The sequence below is a fragment of the Achromobacter sp. SD115 genome, from assembly GCF_017355315.1.
Taxonomy (GTDB): Bacteria; Pseudomonadota; Gammaproteobacteria; order Burkholderiales; family Burkholderiaceae_B; genus Achromobacter; species Achromobacter xylosoxidans_B.
The window spans coordinates 13,736-31,086 of sequence record NZ_JADIJM010000004.1 but is presented as its reverse complement, the minus strand read 5'-3'; the positions used below and the strand labels follow the sequence as shown (position 1 = coordinate 31,086).

Annotated in this window: 18 protein-coding genes; 6 read left to right on the top strand and 12 right to left on the bottom strand. The window is 66.6% G+C overall.

Features of this window, described 5'->3' with window-relative positions; translation table 11 throughout:
• Positions 1–147 precede the first annotated feature (147 nt).
• The 3 genes from IPU70_RS06950 (at position 148) to IPU70_RS06940 (ending at position 2,870) form a co-directional block, all read left to right on the top strand.
• Positions 148–1,509 carry an acyclic terpene utilization AtuA family protein gene (locus tag IPU70_RS06950; RefSeq protein WP_207466062.1) on the top strand — a complete coding sequence of 454 codons (1,362 nt, stop codon included), beginning with the start codon at positions 148–150 and terminating at the stop codon, positions 1,507–1,509.
• A 12-nt stretch (positions 1,510–1,521) separates the two neighbouring features.
• Positions 1,522–1,848: a DUF4387 domain-containing protein gene (locus IPU70_RS06945; protein ID WP_207466060.1), complete on the top strand. Its 327-nt coding sequence runs from the start codon at positions 1,522–1,524 to the stop codon at positions 1,846–1,848.
• Between the two features lie 71 nt (positions 1,849–1,919).
• Positions 1,920–2,870, top strand: coding sequence for a tripartite tricarboxylate transporter substrate binding protein (locus IPU70_RS06940; protein ID WP_242702361.1), 951 nt, complete (start codon positions 1,920–1,922; stop codon positions 2,868–2,870).
• A 3-nt stretch (positions 2,871–2,873) separates the two neighbouring features.
• Here the strand turns inward: IPU70_RS06940 and IPU70_RS06935 are convergent, their stop codons facing one another.
• On the bottom strand, positions 2,874–3,848 hold the full coding sequence (locus IPU70_RS06935) for a sigma-54-dependent Fis family transcriptional regulator (RefSeq protein ID WP_207466057.1): 975 nt from the start codon (positions 3,846–3,848) through the stop codon (positions 2,874–2,876).
• A 13-nt stretch (positions 3,849–3,861) separates the two neighbouring features.
• Positions 3,862–4,407 carry an oligoribonuclease gene (gene orn / locus IPU70_RS06930; RefSeq protein WP_207466055.1) on the bottom strand — a complete coding sequence of 182 codons (546 nt, stop codon included), beginning with the start codon at positions 4,405–4,407 and terminating at the stop codon, positions 3,862–3,864.
• A gap of 138 nt (positions 4,408–4,545) precedes the next feature.
• Here orn and IPU70_RS06925 point away from each other — a divergent pair, with 138 nt between their 5' ends.
• The gene (locus IPU70_RS06925) at positions 4,546–5,796 is read left to right on the top strand and encodes a M48 family metallopeptidase (RefSeq protein WP_207466054.1); all 1,251 of its coding nucleotides are present in this window, start codon (positions 4,546–4,548) and stop codon (positions 5,794–5,796) included.
• Positions 5,793–6,707 carry a ribosome small subunit-dependent GTPase A gene (gene rsgA, locus IPU70_RS06920; RefSeq protein ID WP_207466051.1) on the top strand — a complete coding sequence of 305 codons (915 nt, stop codon included), beginning with the start codon at positions 5,793–5,795 and terminating at the stop codon, positions 6,705–6,707. The genes IPU70_RS06925 and rsgA overlap by 4 nt, the downstream gene beginning before the upstream one ends.
• 114 nt (positions 6,708–6,821) lie before the next feature.
• Here the strand turns inward: rsgA and IPU70_RS06915 are convergent, their stop codons facing one another.
• On the bottom strand, positions 6,822–7,553 hold the full coding sequence (locus IPU70_RS06915) for a CoA pyrophosphatase (RefSeq protein ID WP_013392427.1): 732 nt from the start codon (positions 7,551–7,553) through the stop codon (positions 6,822–6,824).
• Between the two features lie 123 nt (positions 7,554–7,676).
• Positions 7,677–8,057, bottom strand: a complete 381-nt coding sequence (gene rplS, locus IPU70_RS06910) for a 50S ribosomal protein L19 (RefSeq protein ID WP_054423686.1) — start codon at positions 8,055–8,057, stop codon at positions 7,677–7,679.
• Positions 8,058–8,354: 297 nt separating this feature from the next.
• Here rplS and IPU70_RS06905 point away from each other — a divergent pair, with 297 nt between their 5' ends.
• Positions 8,355–9,227 carry a DMT family transporter gene (locus tag IPU70_RS06905; protein WP_207466050.1) on the top strand — a complete coding sequence of 291 codons (873 nt, stop codon included), beginning with the start codon at positions 8,355–8,357 and terminating at the stop codon, positions 9,225–9,227.
• A 98-nt stretch (positions 9,228–9,325) separates the two neighbouring features.
• On the opposite strand, the gene IPU70_RS06900 is transcribed toward IPU70_RS06905, so the two are convergent.
• The 8 genes from IPU70_RS06900 to cysT all read right to left on the bottom strand — a co-directional run bounded on the left by IPU70_RS06900 (position 9,326) and on the right by cysT (position 17,329).
• Positions 9,326–9,790, bottom strand: coding sequence for a hypothetical protein (locus IPU70_RS06900; RefSeq protein WP_207466048.1), 465 nt, complete (start codon positions 9,788–9,790; stop codon positions 9,326–9,328).
• 73 nt (positions 9,791–9,863) lie between these two features.
• Positions 9,864–11,210, bottom strand: coding sequence for a PA0069 family radical SAM protein (locus tag IPU70_RS06895; protein WP_207466046.1), 1,347 nt, complete (start codon positions 11,208–11,210; stop codon positions 9,864–9,866).
• Positions 11,211–11,421: 211 nt separating this feature from the next.
• Positions 11,422–12,720 carry a sulfate adenylyltransferase subunit 1 gene (locus IPU70_RS06890; RefSeq protein WP_207466045.1) on the bottom strand — a complete coding sequence of 433 codons (1,299 nt, stop codon included), beginning with the start codon at positions 12,718–12,720 and terminating at the stop codon, positions 11,422–11,424.
• A 41-nt stretch (positions 12,721–12,761) separates the two neighbouring features.
• On the bottom strand, positions 12,762–13,670 hold the full coding sequence (gene cysD, locus IPU70_RS06885; protein WP_207466043.1) for a sulfate adenylyltransferase subunit CysD: 909 nt from the start codon (positions 13,668–13,670) through the stop codon (positions 12,762–12,764).
• A 41-nt stretch (positions 13,671–13,711) separates the two neighbouring features.
• Positions 13,712–14,455, bottom strand: a complete 744-nt coding sequence (locus IPU70_RS06880; protein WP_207466041.1) for a phosphoadenylyl-sulfate reductase — start codon at positions 14,453–14,455, stop codon at positions 13,712–13,714.
• Positions 14,452–15,516, bottom strand: coding sequence for a sulfate/molybdate ABC transporter ATP-binding protein (locus IPU70_RS06875; protein WP_013392420.1), 1,065 nt, complete (start codon positions 15,514–15,516; stop codon positions 14,452–14,454). Before IPU70_RS06875 ends, IPU70_RS06880 begins: the two co-directional genes overlap by 4 nt.
• 26 nt (positions 15,517–15,542) lie before the next feature.
• A complete protein-coding gene (gene cysW, locus IPU70_RS06870) occupies positions 15,543–16,442 on the bottom strand; it encodes a sulfate ABC transporter permease subunit CysW (RefSeq protein ID WP_207466039.1) in 900 nt (299 codons plus the stop codon).
• On the bottom strand, positions 16,439–17,329 hold the full coding sequence (gene cysT / locus IPU70_RS06865; RefSeq protein WP_371818874.1) for a sulfate ABC transporter permease subunit CysT: 891 nt from the start codon (positions 17,327–17,329) through the stop codon (positions 16,439–16,441). The genes cysW and cysT overlap by 4 nt, the downstream gene beginning before the upstream one ends.
• Between the last annotated feature and the right edge of the window lie 22 nt (positions 17,330–17,351).

Sequence of the window (17,351 nt, the reverse complement as noted above, 5' to 3'; positions counted from 1 at the left end):
AAAATTTACCCTCAAATAGATAAAGAATGCGCCACAGGCACGGCAAATACCCGGGATTTGCGCTTCCCGCCAGCTGGCACGCATCTTGCGTTGTAGTCATGACCGGTACAAGCGAGACCGGACGACTCAACTGAAGAGACTACACCCATGCGTTCCATGAGCATCATCTGCCCGAATGGGCACTTAGGATTCGCCCCCTTGCGCACCGAGAGCTTCCAGCTCGGCGTGGCCGCCGGGCCGGACTGCATCGCCGCCGATTCGGGCAGTGACGACGTGGGTCCCGTGCCGCTGGGCTCCGATACCTCCACCAGCCCGCAGGCCTGGCAGCGCCACGATCTGGAGCAAATGCTGCTGGCGGCGCGCAAGCTGGGCGTGCCCATGGTCATCGGATCGGCGGGCGATACCGGCTCCAACAGCCGCGTCGACCTGTACGTGCGCCTGATCAAGGAAATTGCCGCGGAACATAAGCTGGCGCCGTTCAAGATCGGCTATTTCTATTCGGAAGTCGACAAGGAACGCGTGCGCCGCGCCCTGCGCGACGGCCAGCAGGTGGCGGGTCTGGACGGCTACGCCGACCTGACCGAGGCCGAACTCGACGCCAGCGACCGCATCGTGGCGGTGGCCGGCGTGCACCCCTACATCAAGCTGCTCGAAGCCGGCGCGGACGTGGTCATCGGCGGGCGCAGCTCGGACGCCGCCGTGTTCGCCGCCCCCGCCCTGCATCAGGGCTACGACGCCGACCGCGCCTATTACCTGGGCAAGGTGCTGGAATGCGCCTCCTTCTGCGCCGAACCCTATGGCGGCAAGGAAACCGTAATGGGCGAGATCTCGGCGGAGGACGTGCGCGTCACCGCCATGCACCCCGACCAGCGCTGCACCATCGCCTCGGTCGCGGGCCACGCGATGTACGAGCGCTCCAATCCCTATGAAGAATTTTTCGCAGGCGGCCGGCTGGACATGGCCGAATGCCGCTACGAGCAGCTCAGCGAAAAAACCACCCGCATCACGGGCTCGCGCTTCGAGCCCGCCGCCCAGGTGCGCGTGAAGCTGGAAGGTTCGGGCAAGGTCGGCGAGCGCTACATGGGACTCTGCGGCATCCGCGACCCCTACACCATCGCCAACGTCGACCGCGTCATCGCCTGGGCGCGCGACAAGGTGCGCGAGCGCTTCGGCGACTCGGGCTACGAGCTGCATTACAAGGTCTACGGCCGCGACGGCGTCATGGGCGACCTGGAACCGCTGCGCGACCAGCCCGGCCATGAGCTCTGCGTCATGGTCCAGGGCGTGGCCCCGACCGCCGAAATGGCCGAGGAACTGACGCTCACGGGCTTGCGCCAGATGTTCTACGCCCGCCTGCCCGACGTGAAGGGTACGGCCGGCTCCGTGTCCTTCCCGTTGGACGAGGTGGTGCGCACCAGCGCCGCCTACCGCTGGACCCTGAACCACACCTTGCCGGTGGCCGATGCCGGTGAACTCTTCCCGATCCACCTCACCGAGGCTGGCGCCTGAGCCGGCAAGATCATGAGCACCCAGAAACTCAGCAACCTGGCCAAGACCATCCGCAGCAAGAACGCGGGCGTGAACAAGATCACTTTCGACATCATCTTCCGCGAGCCCGCGACCTACGAGGCGGTCAAGCGCTCCGGCGCGCTGACGCGCGCCAGCATGGCGGCTCTCTACCGCATCGACGACAGCCGCATCTCGGACTTCGTGCATTACGATCCCGGCCTGGCCATCAAGTTCACGATCTACCGGCTGGCTCCCAGCGGCTCCGCGGGCGACGGCGACATCTTCGGCGCGCAGCAGTACGCGCCGCTGCTGGACGTCGCAGTCCCCATGCCGGACTGAACGCCGCGGGCGCCGCATCCGGCGCCCGCTCCAACCCTCGCTCTCCCTGAGAATCGATCATGAAAGCGCTCATGCAAACAACGTTGTTCCTGGCCGCGTCCCTGCTGGCCGGCGCGGCAGCAGCCCAGACGGAAGTGCCCAAGCAGGTCAAGATCGTGGTGCCGTTCACCGCCGGCGCCAGCAATGACGCGATCGCCCGCGCGATCGCGCCGCAGCTCGCGGCCCGCCTGGGCAACACGGTCATCGTGGAAAACCGCGGCGGCGCGGCCGGCGCGATCGGCTCCGAGTACGTGGCCCGTTCGGCCAAGGACGGCTCGGTGCTGCTCTTGACCTCGTCGACCTTCCTGACCACCGCCGCCACCCAGCCGCACCTGCCCTATGATCCGCTGAAGCAGTTCGCGCCGGTCGCGATGATAGGACAGGGTCCGCTGGTCATCGCCGCCTCGGCGCAGACGCCCTACACCTCGTTGAAGCAGCTGCTGGAAGCGGCTCGCGGCAAGCCAGGCGCCCTGAACTACGGCAGCGCCGGCGTCGGCTCGCTGGCGCATCTGGCCACGGTCATGCTGGACGACGCCGCCGGCACGGATATGACCCACGTGCCCTACAAGGGCGCGGCCAACGCCGCCTCCGACCTGGCGGGCGGCCTGATCCACGTCATGCTGTCCAACTACAGCACGCTGGCCCCCGTGGTGCAGGGCAAGAAGGTCAAGCTGCTGGCCACCACGGCGCAGGCGCCCTCCCCGGCCTTCCCCGATCTGCCGCCGGCCGCCCAGGCCTTGCCGGGATATTCGGTGCAGATCTGGGTGGGCGTGTTCGCGCCGGCAGGCACGCCGCAGCCCTATATCGACAAGCTCAACGCCGCGCTCGTCGAGATCTCGGCCTCGCCGGAAATGAAGGCATTGCTCGATCTGGACGGCACCGTGCCTACCCGTATGGACAGCGCCGAGTTCGGCACGCGCGTGCGCGAGGAGCTTGCGATGTGGCAGGGCATCGCGCGCAAGCACAACATCAGCGCGGAATAGGCTTCAGCCGTCCAGCCCCAGCTTGAGCATCTGGTGGCGCAGGGCGTGCCGCGTGAGTCCCAGGGACTCGGCGGCGCGCCCCAGGTTGCCGTCCTGAGCCTGCAGGGCCGAGCGGATCAGGCCACGCTGGAACTGCGCGGATTGTTCGGCATAGCTGCCTGCTGCGGCAGGCGAGGCCGCGGACGCGGGCTTGGCCGCTTCGCGCAGGATGCGCTGCGGCAGATGCCGCGCCAGCACCGTGTCGCCGTCCTCCAGGATGCAGATCCGCTCCAGCAGATTGCTCAGTTCGCGCACATTGCCCGGCCAGGCATAGGCCTGGAAAATGCGCCGCACCTCGGGATCGATGACGCTGAAGCGGCTGCCGTGGGTGGCGTTGTAGCGCTCCAGGAAGCGCTGCGCCAGCACGATGACGTCGTCGCCCCGCTCGCGCAGCGGCGGCAGGTTGATCGACACCACCTGCAGGCGGTAATACAGGTCGTCGCGAAAGCGGCCGGCCTGCACTTCCCCCAGCAGGATCTTGTTGGTGGCGGCGATGAAGCGGGCGTCGACCGAAACTTCCTGGACTGAACCGATGCGCCGGAAGCGCCGGCTGTCCAGCAAGGTCAGGATCTTGGCCTGCATGACCGGATCCAGCTCGCGGATCTCATCCAGGAATACGCTGCCGCCGTTGGCGGCTTCCAGCAGGCCGGTCTTGCGCGCCACCGCCCCCGTGAACGCGCCGCGCTCGTGGCCGAACAGTTCGGATTCGAGCAGATTGCCGGGAATGGCGGCGCAGTTGATCTCGGTATAGCCCTTGGCCGCGCGCGCCGACTGCGCATGCAGGTTGCGGGCGACCAACCCCTTGCCGGTGCCGGTCTCGCCGTAGATGAGAACGATGCTGGCCTTGCTGCGCGCGACCCGGCCGACCAGATCGCGCAGGGCCGCCATCGACGGGTGATCGCCGATGAGCGGCTCGCAGGCGGACACGGCGGCAGGCATGGGCGCGTACCGCTTACACCTTCAGGAAGTGTTCGCGGTAGTACTTGAGCTCGTCGATCGATTCGTAGATGTCGGCCAGCGCTTCGTGGCGGCTCTTCTTCTCGAAGCCCTTGTACACGGCCGGCGCCCAGCGGCGCGCCAGTTCCTTCAGCGTGCTCACGTCCAGGTTGCGGTAGTGGAAGAACTGCTCCAGGCGCGGCATGTAAGCAAACATGAAGCGGCGGTCCTGGCTGATGGTATTGCCGCAAAGCGGCGACTTGCCCGCCGGCACGTGCTGCGCCAGAAACGCCAACAGCGTATCCTCGGCCTCGGCCTCGGAAATCGTGGAGGCCTTGACCTTGTCGATCAGGCCGCTCTTGCCGTGGGTGGACTTGTTCCAGCTGTCCATGGCGTCGAGCAGGCTGTCGGCCTGATGCACCACCAGCACGGGGCCTTCGGCCACGACCGTCAGGTCGGGTTCCGTCACCACGACGGCCACTTCGATGATGCGTTCTTTCTCGGGATCCAGGCCGGTCATTTCCATGTCCAGCCAGACCAGGCGGTTTTCATTCACAGCCATATAATTTGCCTATAAGGAATACCCCCACGCGGCACCTTCGGCATGCTGCCCCCAATGGGACGCTTCCTGCCTTAGGACCGCCTGGCGGTAAAAACACGCGATTTTCGCACATACCTATTTGAGCAAGCCGCATCGCCCATGTTCACACTGCTGTTCGTTGCCTTCCTGCTGACCGATATTGCCGTGCGCCTGTGGCTGGCCAGCCGCCAGATCCGCCACGTCGCGCGCAACCGCGACCAGGTGCCGTCCGAATTTTCTCACCGCATCGGGCTGGCCAGCCACCAGCGCGCGGCGGACTACACGGTGGCGCGGGTCAAGCTGGGCATGCTGGAACGCACCTATGACGCCATTCTGCTGGTGGTCTTGACCCTGATGGGCGGGCTGCAGTTCATCGACCTGATGGTGGCCCAGCTTACCAGCAACGACTTCCTGCGGCAGATGCTGCTGCTGGTGGTGGTGGCGCTGCTGTTGGGCGTGTTGGGCCTGCCCTTCACGCTGTGGCGGCAGTTCAAGCTGGAGGCGCGCTTCGGCTTCAACCGCATGACGCCCGGCCTGTTCGCCGCCGATGCCTTCAAGGGCCTGCTGGTGGCGGCGGTCCTGGGCCTGCCGCTGGCGGCCGCCGTGCTCTGGCTGATGGGCAGCGCGGGCGCCTACTGGTGGGTCTGGGCCTGGGCGCTGTGGACGGCGTTCAACCTGGCGCTGCTGATCGTCTACCCGATGTTCATCGCCCCGCTCTTCAATAAGTTCACGCCGCTGTCCGACCCGGAGCTGGCCGGACGCATCCAGCGCCTGGCGCAGCGCTGCGGCTTTGCGCTCAACGGGCTCTTCGTCATGGACGGCTCGCGCCGCTCCGCCCACGGCAATGCCTATTTCACCGGCTTCGGCCGCTCGCGCCGCATCGTGTTCTTCGACACTCTGCTGGCGCGCCTGAACGGCGACGAGATCGAAGCCGTGCTGGCGCATGAGCTGGGCCATTTCGCCAAGCGCCACATCGTCAAGCGCATCGTCTTCAGCTTCGCCGCCGCGCTGGCATTCTTCGCCATCCTGGGCTGGATCTCGCAGCAGCCCTGGTTCTACGTGGGGCTGGGCGTCATGCCGCAGCTGGGCGGACGCAACGACGCCATGGCGCTGCTGCTGTTCTTCCTGGTCATCCCCGTCTTCACTTTCATGCTTACGCCCGTGGCCAGCTGGTACTCGCGCCGCGACGAGTTCGAAGCGGACCGCTATGCGGCCGAACAGAGCTCGCCGGAACGCCTGGTATCCGCGCTGGTCAAACTCTACGACGACAACGCCGCCACCTTGACTCCCGACCCCGTGCACTCCGCCTTCTACGACAGCCATCCGCCCGCCGCCGTGCGCATCCGCCACCTGACGGCGGCCGCTGCATGAGCGCGCCGGCAGCCGGACCCAACGAAGGCCGCATCATCGCCGCCCACGGGCGTCACTACACCGTGGAGCTGGCCGACGGCACGCTGCGCAAGTGCTTCCCCCGCGGCAAGAAGGCCGGCGCCGCCGTCGGCGACCGCGTGCGCATCACCCCCCAGGGCAAGGACGAAGGCGCCATCGACGCCATCCTGCCGCGGCGCAATCTGCTGTACCGCTCGGACGAAATGCGTTCCAAGCAGTTCGCGTCCAACGTCGACCAACTGCTGATCGTGGTCGCCGTGCAGCCCACGTTTTCGGACGATCTGACCGGGCGCGCCCTGGCCGGCGCCTGGAGCGCGGACATCGCGCCCATCATCATCCTGAACAAGACCGACCTGGCGGACGAACTGCCGGCGGCGCGCGCACGGCTGGCGCCGATCGCGGCGCTGGGCGTGGACGTGATCGAACTCAGCGCGCGGGAACCCGAGAAGGTGCACACCCTGCTTGCGCCGCGCCTGGCGGGGCACACCAGCCTGCTGCTGGGCCAGAGCGGCATGGGCAAGTCCACCCTGCTCAATGCCCTGGTACCAGACGCCGCCGCCCCGACCCGCGAACACTCCACCGCGCTGGACATGGGCAAGCACACCACCACCAGCACGCGGCTCTACCATCTGCCCGCACCCGGCGGCGACCTGATCGACTCGCCGGGCTTCCAGGCCTTCGGCTTGCAGCACCTGAGCCGCGAAGACATCATCCGCGGCTTCCCGGAGTTCACTACCCCCATCGAACAGTGCCGCTTCTACAACTGCACCCATAGACAGGAGCCTGGCTGCGGCGTGGTCGCGGCCCTGCAGGCCGGCGCGATCGATCCGGCCCGCTACGCCTTGTACCAGCGCATTCTGGAAGAGAACCTGGCGGGGCAGCAGCGCTACTAGGCGCACTGTTCCGCAAAAGCGTGCGACGCGGGGCCCGGTCCTGGCTGCGGTCCCGCAATGAATACGGCCCCTGAACGGGGCCGTATTCATTGCGGCGAAACGCGCCAGGCAGGATCAGCGCGGCGTGAAGCCATGGCGCAGCAAGTGATAGAGGTTGCGCAGCATGCCGGCGGTCGCGCCCCAGATGAAATACTTGCCGTAGGGCATGCCGTAATACTGGCGCACCCGGCCGTCATCCAGGCGGGCTTCGTACAGCCGATGATTGGCGGGGTCCATCAGGAACGACAGCGGCACCTCGAACACTTCCGCCACCTCGAACGCGTCCGGCGCCAGGTCAAAGCCCGGGCGCACCAGCGACACCACCGGGATGATGGAAAAACCCGTAGCCGTCAGGTACGGCGGCATGCTGCCCAGCACTTCCACGTGATTGCCTGGCAGCCCGGTCTCTTCTTGCGCTTCGCGCAAGGCAGCGGCCTCCGGCGTGGAGTCGCTGGTTTCGATGCGCCCGCCCGGAAAGCTGATCTGGCCCGCATGGTCGTGCAGGTGGGCAGCGCGCTGCGTCAACATGATGTGCACGCCGTTGTCGCGCGTCACCAGCGGAATCAGCACCGCCGCCGGCACCGGCACGCCTTCGCGGCCGGGATAGCGCAGGTCGGTGTCGCGCGAAAGCTCCAGCGTCCAGGTGGACGGCTGGCTGAGCGTGCCCCGCAGCGAATCCGGGGTCAGCAAACGGCTGGGCACGGCCGGCAGGGACTCGTTGGCCACCACCCAGGGTTGCGTCGCCGGGTCGAAGCCGGGACGCGCCAGCGGCCGCCGGGGCCGCGGGGAAGACGAGGAATCAGACATACGGCTCAGCAAAAAGAAAAAGGCACCCTCGCAGGTGCCTTTTTAACCCGGAAACCCGTGCCGAACGAAAACGCTGGATGGCGTGAGCGTCCGACACTGGTAGGGCCGTGTGCCGATAAGCGATCAAGCCGCCGGGGCTTGCTTGCTGACCAGCTTTTCCTTGATACGCGCCGACTTGCCCGAGCGGTTGCGCAGGTAGTACAGCTTGGCGCGGCGCACGTCGCCGCGGCGCTTGACTTCGATGCCGGCGATTTGCGGCGAGTACAGCTGGAACGTACGTTCCACGGCTTCACCCGACGAAATCTTGCGCACGGTGAACGCGGAGTTCAGGCCGCGGTTGCGCTTGGCGATCACGACGCCTTCGAAAGCCTGCACGCGCTTGCGGGTGCCTTCAACGACGTTCACGCTCACGATGACGGTGTCACCAGGAGCAAATTCAGGCTTGGCTTGACCGCCGGTCAGACGGGCAATTTCTTCCTGTTCCAGGATAGCGATGAGGTTCATGAGAACTCCTAGATCATCATGTCTTTGCGGACTAAGACTTTTGCCGTTCGGTGTTGTTCACGCGATTTTTGCAAGACTGCGCTATGCGCGCAGCCCGCATCCGTCGCGTGTTGCACGGCTAGCTGGCGGTGAGGCCAGCCCCCGTTGCATGTGCCGCAAGCAGAGGATGAGATTTGGCAAACCAATGATTCTACACCAAAAATCGCTCAGAGCATCAGGTAACATGGCCCCAGTTCTCGCGGTTTGGAGTACCCTTCCGTCTTCTGTAACAAACACGTCATCTGGCGCTGTTCCTTCATGTCGTACTCATCCCTGATATTGGTCGTCCTGGCGGCAATGGCCCACGCCACGTGGAATCTGCTCGCCAAGCGCGCGGCCATGGTGGGAGCGCCCTTCGTCTTTGCCTATGGGCTGTGCGCCTCGGTGCTGTATGCGCCTTGGGTCATCTGGGTGCTGGCGCACGACGGCATGACCTGGACCTGGCCCGTGGTCGCCGCCATCCTGACCTCCAGCCTGTTGCATCTGGGCTACAGCCTGTGCCTGCAACGGGGCTATCAGGTGGCCGATCTGTCGGTGGTCTACCCCATTGCGCGTGGCACGGGCCCGTTGCTGTCCACCACCGGCGCCTTTCTGCTGCTGGGCGAACCCGCCACCAGCACCGGCATCATCGGCATGCTCTGCGTGGTGGCCGGCGTGCTGCTGATCGCGACCCAGGGCCGGCTGGCCATCTTCAAGCAGGCGCAGGCATGGATAGGTGTGCGCTGGGGCGTGGTGATCGGCCTGTTCATCGCCGCCTATACCGTCGTCGACGCCTATGGCGTGAAGGTGCTGCTGATCAGCCCGGTGCTGTTCGACTGGTTCACCTGTGTAACCCGCACAGCCATGATGACCCCCCACATGCTGCGCCGCCGCCCCCAGGCCTGGGAGGCCATGCGCGGGCACTGGCATCTGGCGCTGGCGGTGGGCCTGTTGTCGCCGCTGGGCTATATCCTGGTGCTGTACGCCTTGCGCAACGGCGCGCCGCTAAGCCTGGTGGCCCCTGCCCGGGAAATGTCCATGATGCTGGGTACCCTGGCCGGCATGTTCCTGCTGCGGGAAAAGGTCGGAATCGGCCGTCTCGCAGGCTGCCTTTCCATCCTGGCGGGCGTCATTCTGCTGGGCTCGAGCTGACGGGCATTCGACCGGCCGGTTCGCGTTCGCGAACGGTCTCTTGGCCAACGCTCCGTTGGCATATTGCGCGCGCCGGTTTCCGCCGCGCCTGCCGCCGTTCAGAAGCCGGCGGCGGCGCCCAGCCACATCAGGCCGGGGATGATCGCGCCCCAGGCCAATACCATCATCACGTCGATCACCATGGCCTTCATGGTCACCTGAGCCGTCACGGGTTCCACCGTGGCATTGCCCAGGCTGCGCTCGCGTGCGGCTGGCGCCGCAGTCGCCGAGACACCGACGGGGGCCGCCGGTGCGGCAGGCGCGGGCATCGGCAGCGGTGCAGCAACGGCTTGGCCGGTCAGCGCGCCGGCTTCGGCGGGCGCCGGGGGGAATGGCCAACGCGCCGGCCCGGAACCGGGCCGCGAGCGACGGCGCGGCTCGACGTCGGCCGCAGGCACGTTCCAGGGCATTGCCATGCCAGCCACCCTGGCGCACCAGGCGCGGGCGCGGTGCGAGCTGCGGCGCAGCGGGTTCAGGGTGACGACGAGGTCGTCCGACAAGACGGAAATATCAGCGGTGTTCATGGGAACTCCTAGCAAAGACGGTTCAGCGCCAGGGCATAGCCCCCCGGCAGGCATGCGCGGCGGCAGCCGGCGGTCAATCGAACAATGACAACTGGCCTGCGGCCATGGCTTGCAACTGGCGCGCTACGCGCCCGTGCGCGCCGCCGGCTGCGGGCGATACGGCAGGAAAAGGGACCCCTGAAGACGCTTGCGCGCCAACCGGGGATAGGAAATCGGCAACCTTCGACGCAGGCGCGGCGGGAGGCAGGAAACGGTCGCAATCCAGCGCCAGGCGGTGGCGGTTCAAGCCCAGCTTGCGCGTGGCCAGGCTGAAGCGCTGGCGCAACAGATCGGCCCAGACGCCGGTTCCGCGCATGCGCGACCCGAAATTGGGATCGTTGCGGCGGCCGTTGCGCAGGTCTTCGATGCGATGCAGCACGCGCTGAGCGCGGTCGGGGAAATGGGCGTTGAGCCAGTCCTCGAACAGGGTCTTGACCTCCCAGGGCAGGCGCAGCACGGTGTAGCTGGCGTAATGCGCCCCGGCCGCCCTGGACTCCTGGAGGATGTGTTCCATGGACTCGTCGTTGATGAACGGAATGATGGGAGCCACCAGCACGCCCACCGGCACGCCGGCATCGGTCAGGCTGCGCACGGCTTCCAGGCGGCGCCACGGGGCGGCGGCACGCGGCTCCAGCGTGCGGGCCATGCCGGCATCCAGCGTGGTGATGCTCATGTACACCACCACCAGCTTTTGCTCGGCCAGCGCGGCCAGCAGGTCCAGGTCGCGGGCGACCAGCGCGTTCTTGGTGACGATGGTCAGCGGATGACGGGTTTCCAGCATCAGTTCCAGGAGGCCGCGGGTCAGGCGCCATTCGCGTTCGATGGGCTGGTAGGCGTCCGTGGCGGAACCGATGTTGATGGGAGACGGCTTGTAGCCGGGCCGGGCAAGCTCGGCGCGCAGGGCCTGGACCGCATTGGCCTTGGCCACCAGCCGGGTTTCAAAATCCAGCCCGGGAGACAGCCCCAGATAGGAATGGGTGGGCCGGGCATAGCAATAGACGCAGCCATGCTCGCAGCCCCGGTAGGGATTGACCGCCACGTCGAAGGGGATGTCGGGCGAATCGTTGCGCGACAGCATCTTGCGCGCTTCTTCGGCGGTGACCGTGGTTTTGGGGGCGGCGGGCGCGATACGCGCGTCCGGCAGGATGGGAATGACGCGGGCCGCTTGCTTGCCAGCGGCCACTTCGGGAAAATTATCGGGGACGGATTCTACGAAGTCGGCCGGCAGACCAGAGGAAGCCCAGCCGTCGTCGACCTGCACACGGTCATCGCGCTGAAAGCGATGCCGAACATTAGTAACCGCACCCCGACCGCGCAAGGCGGCGGGGGCGGCAGCCGGGGACCCAGAACCGGCGGGAAAAGAATGATCGGTGCGTGCCATGAAAACTACTGTACAAAAACACAGTGGTTTTGACAAGCACCAAAAGCCTTTTCGTAAGACAGCCCCACTTTACCGCAAGACGCCGACGCCGTCCGGACAAATCGATTTCACCAGGCGAGATCGCGCTGAAAGCCGCACCAGCATTGGATCTAGCAAAAAAACAACAGGCTCAGGACGGCCGGAAATCCGTTGTTTTCCGGCCTCTTGCCGTTTATCGCAACATGCCCGCCGCCGCGGTCTGATGCGTGGCCTCATCGATCAGGATGAAGGCGCCCGTCGCAGGCACATCGGCGTACCGGTCGACCGCCAGCGATTCGCGCGTGGTGAGCGTCACGCGTCCGATGTCGTTCATGCGCAGCGTGCCTTCGGTGTTCTCCACTTCCTGCAGTTCGTGGATGTCGCGATGCGACAGCACCGCGCGTATCTTCGCCGAGGTCAGACGCGTGCCCGCCTTCAGCAGATACTTGCGCGCCGGATTCAAGGCCTGCGCATCGAGCCAGCACAACTCCGCTTCGAATTCTCGCGCGACCTGCGCCGGCGCCGACGCATGCACGATCACGTCGCCGCGCGACACGTCCACGTCGCGGTCCAGCACCAGCGTGATCGAGTCGCCCGCCACCGCTTCATCCAGCGCGCGGTCGAAGGCACGCACCTCGCGCACGACCGCGGTCACGCCCGAAGGCTGCACCGCGATTTCATCGCCCGGACGCAGCACGCCGCCGGCGACGCGGCCGGCATAGCCGCGGAAGTCGTCCTTGCGGTTGCCGTCATGGCGCGCCACCCACTGCACCGGAAAGCGCAGCGGCAAAGCGCGGCCGTCGCTCGCCAGGTCCAGCGATTCCAGCAAGGCCAGCAAGGGCTGCCCGTCATACCACGGCGTCCGCGGCGACAAAGTGACGACGTTATCGCCGTTCAGCGCCGACAGCGGCAACGCATCGAAGTGCTCGATGCCCAGCTTGCCCGCCAAGTCGGCATAGGCATCGCGGATGCGCTCGAACACGGCGCGGTCCCAGTCAACCAGGTCCATCTTGTTGACCGCCACCACGATGTGGCGGATGCCCAAGAGGCGCGCGATGGTGCTATGCCGCTTGGTCTGCGGCAACAGCACGCCGTCGGCCGCGCGGGTGGCGTCGATCAGGATGACGGCCACGTCCGCGGTCGACGCACCCGTCACCATGTTGCGGGTGTACTGCTCGTGCCCCGGAGCGTCGGCGACGATGAACTTGCGCGCCGGCGTCGAGAAGTAGCGGTAGGCCACGTCGATGGTGATGCCCTGCTCGCGCTCGGCCTCCAGGCCGTCGGTCAGCAATGAGAAGTCGATGCCGTCACCCGCCACGCGCTTGTGCTTGGCGCGCGAGATCGCGTCCAACTGGTCCGCGAACACGCCCTTGCTGTCATACAGCAGGCGGCCGATCAGCGTGGACTTGCCATCGTCCACCGAACCCGCGGTGATCAGGCGCAACACGCCCGTGTCGGCGCCGGAAAGAAAAGAATCGTTTAGTGCGTTCATGTGCGTCCCTGGTCGCCGGCGCATGCCGGCGTGTCATGCGATCAGAAATAGCCTTCCTTCTTGCGGCGCTCCATCGAGGCCTCGGAAGTCTGGTCGTCCATGCGCGTGGCGCCGCGCTCGGTAATGTCGGTCACCGCGGTCTCGGCGATGATGGCCATGGTGTCGGTGGCGTCGGACGCCACCGGGCAGGTGCAGGAGATGTCGCCCACCGTGCGGAAGCGCACCTGCAGGCGTTCGACCTGTTCGCTCTCCTGCGGCGGCGTCAGCCGCGTGACCGGCACCAGCAGGCCCTTGCGGCGCACGACCTCGCGCTCATGGCTGTAGTAGATCGACGGCAGCGCCAGCTGCTCGCGCTGGATGTACTGCCAGACGTCCAGCTCGGTCCAGTTCGAGATCGGGAAGACGCGCATGTTCTCGCCGCGATGCACGCGGGTGTTGAACAGGTTCCAGAGTTCCGGGCGCTGGGCCTTCGGATCCCACTTGCCGAATTCGTCGCGGAACGAAAAGATGCGTTCCTTGGCGCGGGCCTTTTCCTCGTCGCGGCGCGCGCCGCCGATGCAGGCATCAAAGCCGAACTCCTCGATCGCCTCGAGCAACGTGACCGCCTGGGCGGCATTGCGCGAATCGGTCTCGCGGCGCAGCACCACGCTGCCACGCGCGATCGAATCCTCGACGCTGCGCACGATCAGGGTCTCGCCCAGTTCAGAAGCGCGCGCATCGCGGAAAGCGATCACTTCGTCGAAATTGTGGCCGGTATCGATATGCATCAGCGGGAACGGAAAGCGTCCCGGCCGGAAGGCCTTCTCGGCCAGGCGCAGCAGCACCACGGAATCCTTGCCGCCCGAGAACAGCAGGACGGGTTTCTCGCTTTCGGCGGCCACCTCGCGCAGGATGAAGATGGCTTCCGATTCCAGCCAATCCAGGTGGCTGCGTTGGATCACAACAGACATATGCACTTCCCCTAAAACAGATTTCGAATTCGTGGGCCGCATCAATCGGCGCGCGCCGCGATGCTGATGACCCGGTTGCCCGCATGCAGGCCGCATTCCTTGGAGTCCGACGACTCCCACCACCAGCGCCCGGCCCTGAGATCCTCGCCCGGGCGGATGGCACGCGTACAGGGTTCGCAGCCTATGGATGGGTAGCCCTGATCGTGCAGCGGGTTGTAGGGAATGCCCAGGGCGCGGATGGCGGACCAGACCTCGTCCTCGCTCCATTCCGCCAGCGGGTTGAATTTGTAGAGGCCGAACGTGCCGTCGCCCTCTTCCAGCGGCAGTTCGCCGCGGGTGGTGGATTGCGCCCGCCGCTGCCCGGTGATCCAGGCGCCGCGCCCCGCGAGCGCGCGCTTGAGCGGCTCAACCTTGCGGATCTGGCAACAGGCCTTGCGCAGTTCCACGCTTTCGTAGAAGGCGTAGGCGCCGTGCTCGGCGACGTGCTGCTCGACCGCGGCGGCCACCGGCCGGTACACGGTGACCTCGCGGCCGTAGCGTTCGCGCACGGCGTCCAGCACGCCTAGCGTTTCGGCATGCAGCCGGCCCGTGTCCAGCGTAAAGACTTCCAGGCCCAGGCCCGCGCTGTAGATGGCGTGCGTCAGCAGCATGTCCTCGGCCGCCAGCGAGGACGCCAGCGCGGCGTCCGGGTGGCGCCGCTGCACGTCGGCCAGTCGCGCGCCCAGGTCGCGCCAGCGCGCCGCGAGGCCCGCCTCGAGTTCAAGGGAGAGATCGGTAGCGCTCATGATTGCGTCGCGAAAATGCGCGCCCGCCGCGGACGCGCCAACAGGATTTCGCCATCGCGCAGGCCCAGTTCCCGGTACAGGGACTCGGGCACTTCGGCTTCGATGATGGCGTCGGAATCCTCGCTGGCCAGCTCCAGGTAGGCGCTCGGACCGGCGAGGAAGGCGTGCGCCAGGCGCACCGGAATGCCGTCCGCGCCGGCGCGATAGCGCTCGACGTCGAACTCGTGCGGCCGCACGTAGGCGGTGGCGCGCTGGGCTTCGGCCTGGGCCAGCTCCGGCGCGGGCAAGGACAGGCCGGCGCCGTTCCAGACGCCGCGCGTGGCAAAGCCCTGCAATTGGTTCACGTCGCCCAGAAAGCCGTACACGAACGGCGTGGCAGGTTCTTCCCAGACCTCGCGCGGCGTGCCGACCTGCTCGACGCGGCCCGAATTCATCAGCACCACGCGGTCCGACACTTCCAGCGCTTCTTCCTGGTCATGGGTGACGAACACGCTGGCCACGTGCAGCTCGTCGTGCAGACGGCGCAGCCAGCGCCGCAATTCCTTGCGCACCTTGGCGTCCAGCGCGCCGAAGGGCTCGTCCAGCAGCAGCACCCGCGGCTCCACGGCCAGCGCGCGCGCCAGCGCGATACGCTGGCGCTGGCCGCCGGAGAGCTGTGCGGGATAGCGGTCTGCCAGCCAGTCCAGCTGCACCAGCCCCAGCAAGTCATGCACCTTGCGCTGGATCACGTCTTCGGAGGGGCGCTGCGAACGGTGCTTGACGCGCAGGCCGAAGGCCACGTTCTCGAACACCGTCATGTGCTTGAACAGCGCATAGTGCTGGAACACGAAACCGACCTGGCGCTGGCGCACGTCCACGGCGGTGGCGTCTTCGCCGGCGAACAGCACGCTGCCGGAATCGGCCGATTCCAGCCCCGCGATGATGCGCAGCAGCGTCGTCTTGCCACAGCCCGATGGGCCCAGCAGGGCGACCAGCTCGCCCGTTTCAATATGCAGCGAAACGTCGTTCAGCGCGCGGAACTGGCCGAAGCGCTTGGATAGATTGCGGACTTCGATACTCATGCTTGGTCTCCTTGCAGGCCGCCGCGTCAAGCCAGGGCCGGCTTGATGGCGGCCGGCTGGCCGGGATACTCGACCGGCAGGTCGGCGGCTTGCTGTAAGCGCGCGTTGCGCCACTCGACGACGTTCTTGGCCACCAGCGTCACCAGCGCCAGCAGGGCCAGCAACGACGCCACGGCGAACGCCGCGGAATACTGGTATTCGTTGTAGAGAATCTCGACGTGCAAAGTCATGGTGTTCGTCAGGCCGCGAATCTGCCCGGACACCACCGACACCGCGCCGAATTCGCCCATGGCCCGCGCGTTGCACAGAATGGCGCCGTACAAGAGGCCCCACTTGATGTTGGGCAGCGTCACGCGCCAGAAGATCTGCCAGCCGCTCGCGCCCAGGGTCAGCGCGGCCTGCTCTTCCTCGCTGCCCTGCGCCTGCATCAGCGGGATAAGTTCGCGCGCCACGAAAGGAAAGGTGACGAAGAGCGAGGCCAGCACGATGCCCGGCACGGCATAGACGATCTTGATGTCGTGCTCCTGCAACCAGCCGCCGAACCAGCCCTGGGTGCCGAACAGCAGCACGAAGACCAGCCCGGCCACCACCGGCGACACTGAGAACGGCAAGTCGATCAAGGTGATCAAGAACTGCTTGCCGCGAAACTGGAACTTGGTGATTGCCCAGGCTGCTGCCACGCCGAACACCAGGTTCAGCGGCAGCGCGATAGCCGCGACCAGCAGCGTCAGGCGGATGGCGGCCAGCGCGTCGGGTTCGACAATGGCGTCCAGGTACAGCTGCCAGCCCTTCTTGAAGGCCTCGACGAATACCGCCGCCAGCGGCACCAGCAAGAACAGCGCCAGGAATCCCAACGCGATGAAGAGCAGCACGCCGCGCACCCAGCGCGGCTCGGTCAGATGGGCGGGACGGTCCGCGGCGCTCATGCGAGCCTCCCGAGGTTGCGGCGGGCCTGCCAGCCCTGCAGCAGATTGATGACGAGCAACAGCGCGAAGGACAGCACCAACATCACCGTGGCGATGGCAGCGGCGCCCGCGTAGTCGAACTCCTCGAGCTTGGCGATGATCAAGAGCGGCGTGATCTCGGACACCATGGGCATATTGCCCGCGATGAACACCACCGAACCGTACTCGCCCACCGCGCGCGCGAAAGCCAGCGCGAAGCCGGTCATCAGGGCCGGCATGATGATGGGCAGCAATACCCGGCGTATGGTCTGCCAGCGGTTGGCGCCCAGGCTGGCCGCGGCTTCCTCGATCTCGCGCTCTACGTCTTCCAGCACCGGCTGCACCGTGCGCACCACGAACGGCACGCCGATGAAGATCAACGCAATGACGATGCCCAGCGGCGTGAACGCCACCTTCCAGCCGAACCAGTCGGCCAGCGGCCCGCCCAACCAGCCCTTCTGCGAATACAGCGAGGTCAGGGCGATCCCGGCCACCGCCGTCGGCAGCGCGAACGGCAGGTCCACCAGCGCGTCCAGGATCTTCTTGCCCGGGAAACGGTAGCGCACCAGCACCCAGGCCACCACCGTGCCGAACACCAGGTTCACCAGCGCCGCGATCAGCGACGCGCCGAAGGTCAACTGGTACGACGCCACGACGCGCGGCGCGGTCACGGTGTCCCAGAAGCCCTGCCAGCCCAATCCCGCGCTCTTGATCGGCAAGGCCGCCAGCGGGATGAGCACGAGAATGCTGAGGTACAGCACCGCGTAACCCATCGAGATGCCGAATCCGGGCAGCACGCCCGGGCTGTTGCGCCGAAAGGCAAAAGGCGCTTGCGCGCCGCTTGCCGCCGGGTTCGAGGCTGTAGTCATGGCCATCGTCCGATCGTGATGT